The 12892-nt window shown below is 39.1% G+C and carries 15 protein-coding genes and 1 tRNA gene; 4 read left to right on the forward strand and 12 right to left on the reverse strand.

From position 1 onward, the window contains the following. The first annotated feature begins 459 nt into the window (after positions 1–459). Positions 460–1104: a DUF6266 family protein gene (locus OQY15_RS14040; protein WP_265792410.1), complete on the forward strand. Its 645-nt coding sequence runs from the start codon at positions 460–462 to the stop codon at positions 1102–1104. 2 nt (positions 1105–1106) lie between these two features. After that, positions 1107–1784, forward strand: coding sequence for a DUF6266 family protein (locus OQY15_RS14045; RefSeq protein ID WP_265792411.1), 678 nt, complete (start codon positions 1107–1109; stop codon positions 1782–1784). 46 nt (positions 1785–1830) lie between these two features. On the opposite strand, the gene OQY15_RS14050 is transcribed toward OQY15_RS14045, so the two are convergent. The 3 genes from OQY15_RS14050 to OQY15_RS14060 all read right to left on the reverse strand — a co-directional run bounded on the left by OQY15_RS14050 (position 1831) and on the right by OQY15_RS14060 (position 4456). Then, on the reverse strand, positions 1831–3345 hold the full coding sequence (locus tag OQY15_RS14050; RefSeq protein WP_265792412.1) for a catalase: 1515 nt from the start codon (positions 3343–3345) through the stop codon (positions 1831–1833). 137 nt (positions 3346–3482) lie between these two features. Next, positions 3483–3821: a DUF962 domain-containing protein gene (locus OQY15_RS14055; protein ID WP_265792413.1), complete on the reverse strand. Its 339-nt coding sequence runs from the start codon at positions 3819–3821 to the stop codon at positions 3483–3485. Beyond that, positions 3818–4456, reverse strand: a complete 639-nt coding sequence (locus OQY15_RS14060) for an HAD family phosphatase (RefSeq protein ID WP_265792414.1) — start codon at positions 4454–4456, stop codon at positions 3818–3820. Before OQY15_RS14060 ends, OQY15_RS14055 begins: the two co-directional genes overlap by 4 nt. A 66-nt stretch (positions 4457–4522) precedes the next feature. Here OQY15_RS14060 and OQY15_RS14065 point away from each other — a divergent pair. Continuing rightward, a tRNA-Ile gene (locus OQY15_RS14065) sits at positions 4523–4596 on the forward strand. A gap of 213 nt (positions 4597–4809) precedes the next feature. Here the strand turns inward: OQY15_RS14065 and OQY15_RS14070 are convergent. The 4 genes from OQY15_RS14070 to OQY15_RS14085 form a co-directional block, all read right to left on the reverse strand. After that, a complete protein-coding gene (locus OQY15_RS14070) occupies positions 4810–5613 on the reverse strand; it encodes a Fic family protein (RefSeq protein ID WP_265792415.1) in 804 nt (267 codons plus the stop codon). Further along, the gene (locus OQY15_RS14075; RefSeq protein WP_265792416.1) at positions 5614–5853 is read right to left on the reverse strand and encodes a hypothetical protein; all 240 of its coding nucleotides are present in this window, start codon (positions 5851–5853) and stop codon (positions 5614–5616) included. It lies immediately after the preceding gene. Between the two features lie 182 nt (positions 5854–6035). After that, positions 6036–7790: an amidohydrolase family protein gene (locus OQY15_RS14080; protein WP_265792417.1), complete on the reverse strand. Its 1755-nt coding sequence runs from the start codon at positions 7788–7790 to the stop codon at positions 6036–6038. A 165-nt stretch (positions 7791–7955) separates the two neighbouring features. After that, positions 7956–8300 (reverse strand): EthD domain-containing protein, encoded by a 345-nt coding sequence (locus OQY15_RS14085; RefSeq protein ID WP_265792418.1) that lies wholly within the window; start codon positions 8298–8300, stop codon positions 7956–7958. Positions 8301–8398: 98 nt separating this feature from the next. Between OQY15_RS14085 and OQY15_RS14090 the strand changes: the two genes are divergently transcribed. Continuing rightward, positions 8399–8752: a helix-turn-helix domain-containing protein gene (locus OQY15_RS14090; RefSeq protein WP_265792419.1), complete on the forward strand. Its 354-nt coding sequence runs from the start codon at positions 8399–8401 to the stop codon at positions 8750–8752. A gap of 25 nt (positions 8753–8777) precedes the next feature. Here OQY15_RS14090 and OQY15_RS14095 read toward each other — a convergent pair whose 3' ends face one another. The 5 genes from OQY15_RS14095 to OQY15_RS14115 all read right to left on the reverse strand — a co-directional run bounded on the left by OQY15_RS14095 (position 8778) and on the right by OQY15_RS14115 (position 12881). Next, on the reverse strand, positions 8778–9161 hold the full coding sequence (locus OQY15_RS14095; RefSeq protein ID WP_265792421.1) for a hypothetical protein: 384 nt from the start codon (positions 9159–9161) through the stop codon (positions 8778–8780). A gap of 222 nt (positions 9162–9383) precedes the next feature. Then, the gene (locus OQY15_RS14100; RefSeq protein ID WP_265792422.1) at positions 9384–9917 is read right to left on the reverse strand and encodes an NAD(P)H-dependent oxidoreductase; all 534 of its coding nucleotides are present in this window, start codon (positions 9915–9917) and stop codon (positions 9384–9386) included. 340 nt (positions 9918–10257) lie between these two features. After that, a complete protein-coding gene (locus OQY15_RS14105; protein WP_265792423.1) occupies positions 10258–11151 on the reverse strand; it encodes an NAD(P)H-binding protein in 894 nt (297 codons plus the stop codon). A gap of 24 nt (positions 11152–11175) precedes the next feature. Then, positions 11176–12114: an NAD(P)-dependent alcohol dehydrogenase gene (locus tag OQY15_RS14110; protein WP_265792424.1), complete on the reverse strand. Its 939-nt coding sequence runs from the start codon at positions 12112–12114 to the stop codon at positions 11176–11178. Positions 12115–12158: 44 nt separating this feature from the next. Beyond that, positions 12159–12881 carry an AraC family transcriptional regulator gene (locus tag OQY15_RS14115; protein ID WP_265792425.1) on the reverse strand — a complete coding sequence of 241 codons (723 nt, stop codon included), beginning with the start codon at positions 12879–12881 and terminating at the stop codon, positions 12159–12161. Positions 12882–12892 lie beyond the last annotated feature (11 nt).

A 12892-nucleotide genomic window follows, 5' to 3' on the forward strand; every position in this document is an offset into this window, starting at 1 on the left:
CTATAGCCATACCACAACCTTACTTTAAACATACCGCGGCCTTACCCCAGCTTTACCTTTTAGGTAAGCCTGAGGTAAGGCCGCGGTATGTTTGAGGTATGTGCGGGGTAGCCACGTAAGAAGCTCTTCTAAACCTCTCAGGGAATACACGCAGAGTTCTCTATAACCAATATGAAACCAGTGCAAGATGCAGGTTATAGTTGTCTCATATACAGTGCGCTACGTTTGTATGTGTAAATGTGAAAAAATATTTTTTAGAGCTAAATGTTGTTCTTACTTTTGTGGCATATGGCACAAGAACTCGCTTATTCAGGCAGAATAAATGATCATCTGCGCTTCTAAATCATAAAGATTCCGGTATCCTAATACTCATATTCGAACTCATTTGATTTTAGGCGTAGTTATCATTTCAAAATAAATTAATAGAAATGAAAAATTATAAACTTAATCATAATCAAAATGGGTATTGTAAAAAGAGGACCAGCTACGGGCTGGTCAGGAAAAGTTGGGAATCAGGTGTATTCACAACACAAGGACAGGGAAACAACAGTTAGTGAAGCTCCGGCGGCTACTACTATACCTCCTACAGAATTACAGTCAGCAGTGAGGCGGGACTGTTCACTCTGTTCATACTATTTACCACCGTTAAAGGAATTTGTAAAAGTAGGATCCTGGGCTAAAGGAAAACCGAAAGGACAAACTCCCTGGAATGAGATGGTATCATATGCAAGGAAGAATGCGATTAAAGGAGAATATCCCAATCAGTACCTTGATTTTTCAGAACTTCGAATCACCCAGGGTACCATGTTACCTCCGCAGGATGCAACCGTGCAACTGACCGAAAAAGGTTTTGCCTTTGCGTGGAACCCTGAAAACATTACTGATGAAGACCATTATACCGATCAGGTAATGGTGATGGCATATTTCCCCGAGCTCAAAACAACATGTTCAAAAATGAGTTGTACAGAGCGCCACAGGGGTGAATATCTTTTGCATCTCGATGGGATCAAAAGAGGCTATGCTGCTGAAATCTATATTGGATTTGTCACCGATGACCGCAGCCGTATTTCAAACAGTGTTTATTTGGGACAATTAATCTGGTAATCATGGGTGTTGCAAGAAAAAGATCAGTCTTATCAGGAATAAGGGGGAAAGTCGGAACGGTAGTATTAAGCGTAATGAGAGGTGTAGAGGTAGTTAAAGAAGTACCATCACCACCGAAAAAAGATTCTCAGACGGCAGCTCAGGATATTCAGCGTGCAAAGTTTAAATGTGCAAATGAATTTCTGCTCCGGATAGGGTATGATGTGCCAGGGCTTGGCTATCAGTTGCGCAGGCAATCCGGAAAGACAAAGATCAATGAATCTATGAGTGATCTGATGCGGAATGCCCTGAAAGGCACATATCCGGATTTTAGTATCGATTTCAGTAAAGTGCAGTGGAGCCGTCCAATTGAAAAGATAGATGCCTGCTGGAAAGGTTCCTTTGTTGCAGTTGAAGAAATGGGTTTTGAACTGAGCTGGGAGCTCAATCCATTTCCGGGAAAAACGTCCCGTCTGCATGATCGGGCTGTTATTGTATTGTTTGATGAAACAAAGGGCAAAAATCTTTATTTTGGGATGCATTCGCGTGAGATCGTTCCCAGAACAGCGCTCAAATGGATTTATAAGGGATATCCGCAACTTGAGGGACATCATATCCATTGCTGGATCTTCTTTGTTTCTGCTGATGAGAAAAGGGTTTCAGACACAGAGTACCTGGGAAGGGTAACGCTAAAGAAATGAAGATGAATCAGCACCCTGCCTTTTTTAGCGGGGTGCTGATTCTGGTTTATGCCGGATGACTTTGGTGTTGCATCGCCTGTGCGGCGTCAATGCCTAATCCACTGGCAATCGCCATTCCCAGACTGATATCTGCCCTGAACCAATGGCATAACTGCAGGTTGATGATCTGCGACCTTTTTGGTCCGCTGATACCACTCATGGCGCCAACTATATTATTGATCAGGTTATTCCTGTCTGCTTCAGTCATTACGTTTCGGTACAGATTGCCCGGTTGGGTGTAGTGATCGTTATCACCTTCACCAGCATTGCGGTCATACCAGTCGGCCGTGCTCGAATGCAGTTCCTGAGCAGGTTCTTTATAACTTTGATCAGGCACTACATCGCCAAAGCTATTGGGGAAATAGTTAGGGCTGTCTTCGCCATTGTCATCAAACCTCATGGCACCATCACGGTGGTAGTTATTGGTCATAAATGGGCAGGCATTTACAGAAAGCTGCTCATAGTTTACGCCTAAACGGTGACGTGCAGCATCAGGATAGGATAAAATACGTCCCTGCAGCATCCTGTCTGGTGAGAAGCCAATACCATCCACCTGGTTGGTAGGTGCAAATGCCGATTGCTCTACATGTGCAAAGTAATTTTTAGGGATCTGGTTCAGCTCAATTTCTCCTACATCAATCAGCGGAAACTCCCCATGTGGCCAGACTTTAGTCAGGTCGAATGGATTCCATCTGAAAGTTTGTGCTTCCTCTTCGGTCATCACCTGGATTTTTACACTCCATTTTGGGAATTCCTGATTATCTATCGCTTCAACTAGATCGCGCTGTGCATGGTCCATGTCCTGGGTACGCATGGAATCAGCTTCAGGGCCGGTAAAGTTCTGTATGCCCTGCTGAGTTTTGAAATGGAATTTTACCCATACCCGCTCATTTTCTGCATTGATCATCGAGAAGGTATGACTGCCAAAACCATCCATATGGCGGTAGGAGTAAGGCGTTCCCCTGTCGCTCATCAGGATCATCACCTGGTGCAGACTCTCTGGATTGAGCGACCAGAAATCCCACATCATGGTTGGACTTTTCAGGTTTGTCCTTGGCTCGCGTTTCTGTGTATGGATAAAATCACTGAATTTCTTTGGGTCTTTGATAAAGAAAATAGGTGTGTTGTTACCTACGATATCCCAGTTGCCATCTTCAGTGTATAATCTTAAAGCGAATCCACGCGGATCGCGTTCGGAGTCGGCACTACCTTTTTCACCGCCTACAGTAGAGAAACGCAGGAAGATCTTGCATTCTTTCCCAATCTGGTTAAAGATTTTGGCTTTGGTATATTTTGATATGTCGTGTGTTACAGTGAATTTGCCATATGCTCCCGTTCCTTTGGCGTGTACTACGCGCTCGGGGATGCGCTCCCTGTTGAAGTGGGCCATTTTCTCATGCAGGATAAAATCCTGCAGCAAGAGTGGACCTCTGTTTCCTACAGATTGTGTGTTTTCGTGTTCAGTGTATGGTCTGCCGGAGGCAGTGGTCAGTGTGCGGGTTGGTTTGTTTCTATCTTCCATGTTGTGTATACTTTTATCTTGCTTTCCTATTAAAGAATGGGATAAAAGTATACACTATTCAGATGGTACGCCAACACCTAATTTCTATGTCGATATAGAGGTAATCTATGGGTGGGTATAAATCCTATCAATATCAGTTATTTTGATTTGAAGCCCTGACGGCCCATGATAATATCTCCGAATAAAAGGAAATCGCAGGCGATATTAAAAAACGGATATTTCCATGTAGAGGGCTTGTTTCTTTCAAAAAACAAGTGTCCTATCCAGGAAAAGCCGAACAGCACAAAAGGTATGGCGATAAAAAAGTAAACGTTATGAAACAGCATCGAGGTAATAAAACACAGGCATAAAAGAGATATGCCTGTGAAATGCAGGAACCTGTTTGTCGTGTTCTGGTGTTCGCTTAAATAAAAGGGATAAAATTCTTTCAAAGAGGTCTTTTTCTTTGGCTGTATTTTATGGTTGTTTTCGATCATACCAAAATGCCGTTACTCTTTAAAAAGGCACCCAGATCTTTGGGATGTGCTGTCATCAGTAGGGTTTGCAGTCCGGCAGCTTTGGCACCTACAAGGTGTTGCGGACTGTCATCTATAAACAGGGTTTCTGCCGGGTTCAGGTTGTTCTCTTTGATCACTCGTTCAAAAATCTCTACGTGAGGTTTTCTGAGCAGCATTTCATGCGAGTAGTACGTTTTTTCAAACAGGTGGTCGTTACCCTCTACCTGAAATTCATCTTTAAGATATTTTGTGAAGTAATCGAAGTGGATCTGGTTGGTGTTGCTGAGCAGGAAAGTCCTGTAATGTTTCTTAGCTTCTACCAGTGTTTCCAGTGTCTCTGGTACAATGCCGATCAGCAAACTGTTCCATGCGGCATCAATTTCAGCATCTGCGAGTGCAGGATTTTGTGCTTCAAGCCTGATTCCGTCGCGAAATTGGGCAGGAGTGATGCTGCCGGTTTCTAATTCATCAAATAAACTATTATGTCCTTTATGTCCGAAAAAATTCTCTATATTAGGGATACCGATTTGTGTAAGAGTCTTTTGTGCAATCGTAAAGTCAATCGCAAAAATGACATTGCCGTAGTCGAAGATTATATTTTTGATTTTTTCCATAAACTGTTTTTAAAATTGAATACAAATATGTAACATTGCACTCGCAAAATCTAATAGATTTTTCGCGGGCCAATAGCTCAGCTGGTTAGAGTAGAAGACTCATAATCTTTTGGTCGATGGTTCGAGCCCATCTTGGCCCACTGGATAAAAAGCCGTTTTTCGAAAAGAAGAACGGCTTTTTTGCTTTCTTTTGTTAATTTCAGTTAGCAAACACGCCAAGGGCAGTGACTCTTTGGCAGGATTTATATAATTTTTTGATGAAATTCACGCAAAACCGTTACAAAGAGGTTACGAAGATCTTGCGTATTAACCTAAAGAATTATGGCACCTGTTAGATCTTTTCTGCGTAAATATCACTGTTTATTCAAACTTGCAATGAGGTACTTTTTTTTTGATTTTAGACTCTCAATCAATTGTGCTGTCATAAATTCAAGCATCGTTCCCGGGTGTTTTTCTTCTTTTGTAAAACAGTCCAGATAATCTCTTTTGTCAACTTCTTTTATGAAAATAGGGGGAAATCCCTTCTGTAATAAAATAAGATTCATAAAAATCCGTGCTATTCTGCCATTTCCGTCACCAAATGGGTGTATATGATTAAGAAATACGTAATGAAAACGTGTAGCTATAGACAGTGGGTGAAATTCACTATTGGTAGAATTAATGCCTAAAGCTTCATTTGTCTCCCTAATTAGTAATTCCATAGCAGGTTGGACTTTCTCTGGCTCTGCATATAGATGTTCTTTACCGTCAGATCTATAGGTCCGGTTTTCAAAAATTTTATATTTGCCTGGATCGCAATATGTATCATCCGCCCATTGCGCAGGATTTTTCATCAACTCTTTGTGCAGTTTCTTAATATTACTTTCAGTAATACGTTCTGATTGATAGTTTTCGAAAACCAAATCAAGAACCCTTTTATGATTGAGGATATCGAGATAATCAGAAATTGAAGTGTCCTTTGGACTAACGAAATCCTTTAATATTTGTATTGTCTGTCCGTGTGATATCTTATTACCTTCAAGGTTATTGGATGCATAAGTAAAATCAACTTTTACTTTTTCCAAGTAATCCGGGGCCCATTTTATAGGATTTGGTTCCAGCTTTAGAATTTGTTTTTGAAGCGAGTTTATTTTTTTAAATTGATCTTCAATCGCCATTTAAATAAATTTTACATCATAATCAAAACCATTAGTTTTAATCTTTTGTAACCATCTTTTATAAGTGTTTTTGCCTATAACTACTTTTCCGTCTCGTACGCCTAAAGTTTCGCCTACAATAAAATTTTGAAGATCTGAACGATACTCCTTCCTGAGATCAGTTAAAAAAACTCCATCTTTCCTCTCACCAAGTCTAAAGAGCGTATTTATCCTTCGGGAAATAAGATCTACTGTGTGCATAAATGCAATTTGATAAGGTGTACATCAAAAATACCTAAAATATATGTTCATTACAAAGTCTATCTATGATTAAAGAAAAGAATGGCTATCTGCAGATTACAAACAAAGTTCTGCACTAGCCCTCTTACCTCTCAAGGCATAACAGAATGGGAATGTCGTTTGCTATGGAAGAAAATGTCTTCTTATGGATGAATTATAAAGCTCCCTTTGATGACGGTATGAATTTTTTTTAAGGTACTTATATTTAATAATGGATTTTCATCCAGAATCAATAAGTCTCCATTTTTGCCTTTTTCAATACTTCCACTAACATCTGATGCTCCCATCATAACCGCAGGTATAATTGTTGCTGATTTTATCGCATCCAGAGGACTCATTCCTGATTGAATGTAGTTCTGAATTTCATCAGAAATAGTGCCCTCATTATCTGTCCCGGCAACTATTGATATGCCATAATCTGAAAATAACTTAACTAGTTTTCTAAAGCTTCCAAGTCTGCTATCTTTTATCAGCTGATAGATATTTAATGTTGGATCCAAGTAAACATGGTGCGACTTTAAACTGTCAAGTAATGGCCTGTTCGCGGTTATTAGGTCATTCGTTTTCCAATTAATGCTGTTCATGAAAAAATGTATGTGACTTACGCTCTTCATTCCATTATTTATAAAATAGTTTATCGTATACCCCGTCGGTAAGTGTCCTACAACATCCATTTTATACTGTTTAGCTAAATCAACGATTGTGTTAAAATCTTTCTTTTTAATGTTGTCATAAATTTTAATCTGATCAAACCCAGCATTATGATATCTCAATATATTTGTCTTAATTTCATCAGCGTTAGTAGCCAGAATTCTTCCTAGTGCGCGAGGTGATTTACCATCAAGCAAACCAGCAGCATATAGATCCGGTGTAGGTACCGACTTGTCTTTTGTAAGCTCTTTTAATTTAACTACCAGATCAAATTCATTTGCCATATCCCTTACCGAAGTGACTCCCGAGAGTAGCTGTTTTTCCAGGAAGGAAGGGTGAAAAATATGAGCATGCATATCCCACAATCCAGGAATAAGGAATTTATTTGTGGCATCAATCACTTTTGCTCCGGTAGGAATAAGTGATTTGTCAGTAATTCCCACGTAACTGATCCTGCCATCTTTTATTAAGACCATGTTGTTTTCCCGTAATTCGCCGTTTTGCGCGATGTCTACGATAGTTCCGGCCAGGATTGCGATCGTAGATTGCTTTTCAGCCAACACTTTGCTTTTTGAGATGTATGATTGAATTAAGTATCGTGATGACTCTTGATTCAATTTTTCAAATTCTGCAATAAAGTCTTCGCTGATTAATTCTCGTTTATCATTTTCGGAATCTATGGTCGCAAAGAAAACGCTTTTACCTTTTTTGTTCAGCCAAAGAACCTCATCAAGGTCATGGTTGATCATATAAGCTTGCAACTCGCTAAGCTTTGCATCATCCTTAAACGGATTAATCATTTCCTGGATAGTGATGTCAGATCCGCTTATTGCAGATTTTATCGATTTTGGTTTACCCATTTTTATCCAATACGCGATTAGCAGTTCCCTGATCTTGATTGAACCGTTATCACTTATCGGGAATCCATTAATCAAATTTACCTCAGTATCCAATTGTTCCTCCTTAAATCGGGAGGTTTGCCCTTTTGATATAAGGTTTATTTTATCATTAGTAATTCTAAGATCTATCTTTAACTGTATAGGATAACCTCTGTCTTGTAATTGAGTTGCGATATTGATGAAGGTACTATCATTCCTTGTTAGTGTAGAAATAACCTCTGTTCCTATTTTCTGTTCAAGTTTGAAAACCTGATATACTTCTTTATCCTGGCCATGAGTGTTTGTTGTATCAAATAATATAAAAAGTAAAAAACAAATCAAGAAGTTAGGTCGGTAAAAAAATGTCATTCTGTAATATTAGATAATATCACTGACAGCAGAAAGCTCGAGCTACGATTTAAGATTAAAAAAAAAGCCCTAATTTCTATTTGATGTTATATGATCCGTCATACTGAAGATCAATAACGCACATCTGACTAAAGAGTGAGACGTGCGTTATTAATAAAGTTATAATTATACACCAGCTTTAACAATTGTTTCATTGTTTGCCATTGCAATATAATTTACGGTATCAAAAAATTTGGGCTCATCTGGACGCACCTTAGTCAGATAGTTTTCTGATGTAAAGAAGGTATTGAAATCCTCAAAGGAGTCAAACGAGATTTCTACTACAGCATCGTATAACGGTTTGGGAAACCCTTCAGCTACTATAGGGTGGTTAACCACATATTTTCTCACGTAAAGTTCTGTCTCAGGGATGAAACAGAATAAAGGGGCGTGGTGATTTTTGTGATAATCCACAAATTCCTCAAGGCTCATGCCCGGTAGTTTTTGAACTAAAAATGTAAATTTGATCATGTCTTTTATAATTTAAGACAAACGTATTTGATTACTGACATGACAGCAAGTACGCACAAATTTGTGCCTATTTGCTTTTACAATTGACTGACTTAGCGATGTACAAAAAGAAAATCCCGATCAGGAAGGAATGTGGCCTGCATGTATTTAAGGAACTTTTGAACGGAAAGTGGAAACTGATGTTGATCTATTATATCTCGGTAGGTCTTAAAAGGCCGGGAGCTCTACAGAAAAAAATAGCGGTTGACAGGCGGGTAATGAACAAGCAACTGGATGAACTCGTGCAGCATGGCTTTGTAGAAAAGGTTTCTTTTGATACTAAAGTTCCTAAAGTTGAATACCAGTTAACTGCACTGGGAAATAGTCTCCTGCCTTTGATCATTAGCATTGAGGAATGGGGTGAAAACAATAGGGCTGTTTTGGAGACAGTCCTCAGTGAAGCCATAACGTAAGCTAAGACATGTATGACCAGATGAATTAATGATAAGAGCTGTAAATCCGTATTCCATGAATTGGATACCTGGTCCCAAATACACCTTTGAGCTCGTTTATCCCGTTCGGTTTTAATGTTAGAACCATCTTTGTGTTGGCAGTCACCAATTGAAGTGAAAGCATATTATCCCTTAATTTTACATTCACCGGTGACAATATCTTATGACTTGAAGCGTCTAACAATGCGCCTGTAAGCTGTCCGGATTCGTCTTTAAATTCAAACAGCATTTGCTTGTCACCTGTTGGTATTTTTGCGAGCACATCCCATTTGCCAAAGAAATATGATACATGTTTTTGGGCTTTTGCAATATCACAGGAAAGTGTTAACATCGTAATAAATACAAATAATCTTAATTTTAAATACGCCATTAAAATTGTTTTTAATCAATCTGCTTTGTTATTCTTATTTTTTCCTGAGCGTTCTGACAAAACAAAGAATTATTTGGAAGAAGATCCCGAATATTAGTCTGAACTGAACAATATTGCTACTGGAAGGGAACAAAAAAGCGAGTGAAATGTACAGATGATTTTCACTGTTGATTAACCTGAGAAGAAATGATGATAGTACAGATTTAATATTGGATCAACTGGTTATTTATGTTGGTTCAAAAAATCAAGGTACAGGGGAACGCTCTTTTCTATCCATTCTTCAGAAGGATTAAATGTCATCCCGTAGTAGGCAAAAAGTGGTCTGTAATCAGCTTTCAGATACTCGAATGTCAATTCAAAAGGTCGTGTCATTTCCTCGAGCGAATATTTATAAGTTGCGCCGGGCTGGACGTCTACTTCTTTTAGACCCAGTGATACAGCCAACGCAATCTTTTTCCCTCTTAATTTATACCCACTTTGACTGCCATATGCCCAGCCGTGGGTAAAAACCTCGTCCATCCATTTTTTTAACAATGCAGGGCAGTTAAACCAGTAGTAGGGGAACTGCAATACGATCGTATCATGTTCTTCGACCAGTTTTTGTTCTGCTGTTATATCGAATTGCTGGTTAGGGTAAACTTTATGTAATTGGTGTACATGGAAATGTTCGGGGAATTTTTCTAATTCCTGAATCCATCTTTTGTTGATTACTGAATTTTCAATGTCCGGGTGGGTAACGATAATTAATGTTTTCATGTTGTTTTTTTATTTGCTGTTATTTATACAGGTTTATGCTCAACTGCGTCAGTAGCCTTGAGTATTATTGTCTGTTTTGATACGGCAAATTTGCGCTGGATCGTCGGGAACTAATTTCAGGAGAAGTTCAGAAACTATCGTAATAAGTTCATCTGCTGAGGGTCTAGGTTTTTGAACCTTTTTTGCGAGAATACTGAAATCTTCGTAATACATTTTGAAAAGGGATTACAATCTAGGATACCATAATAATATGGGGTTTACAGGTATTTGGTTAGTAATGCACTAAGAATAAGGATTGCTATAACAACCCTTATTACACTACATTTTGTAAGAACACTCTTTAAGCATTGTATGTGGGCAGGTAAACTTCAGTTACAAATTCTTCTGCTGTTGTTGGCGTGGTACTTGAATCATTTCTCTTTTGATAATTCATGAAACCTGTTTTAATCGAGGTTCCCATTTCTATGAGATTATCTACGAAATCTTCTGAAAATCCATTTTTAAGAAATGCTTGACGGGCCTGCTCTACGGGAAGCTGTACATATGCCAGATCAGCTTTACCAATAGCTGCACCAATGATGTTGGTAACTTGGCGAAGTGTATAATCTCGTGGACCCATAACCGCTTGAACTGATTTGCCTTTGAAGTTAGCATTTGAAAGATACCCAGCTGCAACATGAGCGACATCCCGGGTAGCTACCATGGGTATAGCGTGATCACCATCTGCTGCGGTTCCATTGATCCCCATATTTTTTACAAGTCCTATTGTTCGAAGGAAATTTTCCATAAAATAGGCTGAACGAAGATGGAGGATATTTACATCACTCAGCTGATTGAGCCTAACTTCCTGTTCGCCTGTTCCTGCCATTATACCAGTTCCTTCATGCATTTGCGCGCCCAGGCTGCTCATATTTACAATATACCTGATGCCTGAATTTTGAATTGCTTCGATCAAGTTGCCGGTAACCTGTCTTTGGTATACTCTAGTATTTTCTGCCTGTACATTATCTGGCATAAGAATAAATGCACTGTCAGCATCTTTAAAAGCATGGGCCAAGGTATCGACATCTGTGATGTCAGCTTTAATAATTGTTGCTCCGAGACCGCGGTATTTGTCTAATTTTTCTGTGTTTCTAGCAATTAATGTTACAAGATGACCTTGGTTTAAAAGGATTTCTGATATTTTACTGCCCACAGTTCCAGTGGAACCCAGTACTACTATTTTCTTTTTCATGATGATATTAATATTGATAAATTTTTAAGATAATTTGATTGCTACCTTGCCAACAACACCACCTTTTTCGGCGTAATCATAGGCTTCTACAGACTGGGTAAAGGGGAAGATCTTATTGATTTCAATTTGTAAGCCTTTATCTATCGCATTCTGAAGCACTCCTATGTTTTTTGAAGATGGTGCAGACAGAATAACAACATGCTTTTTACCTGTAAAGAAGTTTTTGAAAAGCGAGATAGGGATCTCAATAGGCTTTGGCGTAGGGTTTAAGAAGATGGATTTTCTCTTCATGATCTTCCTGGCATTTTCGTATCCCATTTTGCCTGAGAGATCAATGATTATATCATAAGATTTATTTCCTGACAATACGTTCTCTAAAGTATAATCTATGACAGTGGTTGCACCCCATCTGGTAGCAAACTCGACAGCTTTGGTACTCGCAACAGCTGTTATCGCTCCTCCTTTTTGCTTCAATAATTGAAGCAGAAACATACCAAGTCCACCCGTTGCGCCATTCACCAGAATCTCGGTGTTGGTATTGATATCTCCCATTTTCTCGATCATCGTGACGGCAGCGGCGCCAACAATCGGGATAGAAGCTGCCTGAGCAGAACTAATAGTAGCAGGCTTTTTCCAAACAGAGATTGACGGCACTGCAACAAACTCTGCTAATGCTCCTTCTTTCATCGGGTTTTTCACCACACCGAATACTTCGTCGCCTTTTTTAAAATTCGAGTTTCCAACCTCTTCAATGATTCCTGCAAACTCAACTCCGGTGTGTTTTGGGAACTTTGAACCGGACATCAACTTCATTTCGCCCTTCCTGATTTTCCAATCCATTGGATTGATAGAAACGGCACTAACTTTTACTAATACCTGATTTGATTGAATTGCAGGTATTGCTTCTGCTACTGTTTGCAAAACAGCTGTGTTTCCAAACTTGTGATATGCTATTGCTTTCATTTTGCTATCTTTTAATTGATAGCTCAAATTTGAGAATAGCGGTGTTAGTAAACTTGTATCAGATCACTGTTATACTTTAAAGCTTTTGGTGGCATACCAAACATCTCATTCATGTACTTGTTCAATTGTGGCAAGTCATAGAAACCTGTGCCATAGGCAATATCTGTGAGACTTCTGTCTTTTTCTGAAAGGGTGGTGAAAATCGCGTGACGAAGTCTTGTCCACAATAAATATTTGGACAAACTACTACCCGTTTGTTGTTTAAACAATGCTGTCAGACGGGAAGGGGAGAGGAAAACGAGGTCAGCAAAGGTTTGCGGCGTAATATCCTGCCGAAAGGAATTAAGAGATATGTATTCAATAATTTTTGCTACACGCTCATCATATTGCACAGTAGGTAGTTGTGATACTAAAGCACCAATGATAGTGTGAATATCAAACGTGTCATTAATGGTCTCAAAAAATATATTTGCTTCAGCGGGGTTATAAAATACTATAGTATCCTGGTCATTGTTAAACCTCTTTGCGAGTTCTAAACCAACTTTGGAATAAGGTTCTACATTAAGGATATTCAATGTTCCTTTTTCAGCAACGCAAAAATGTGGTACATGTGGTTTGATCAAAAAACCATGGATACCTTCATTGAGCCTACCTGCAATGGTTGACCTGAAAGGGTTATCCTTTGATATAACAATCTGATAAGCGGAGTGCTGGTGGATTTCTACAGTTAAGTTGCGGGCTTTAAGGGCAAGAATGAAAGGATTCATAGCTGCAGTGT

Source organism: Pedobacter sp. MC2016-15 (assembly GCF_026239695.1).
In the GTDB taxonomy this organism is placed as follows: domain Bacteria; phylum Bacteroidota; class Bacteroidia; order Sphingobacteriales; family Sphingobacteriaceae; genus Pedobacter.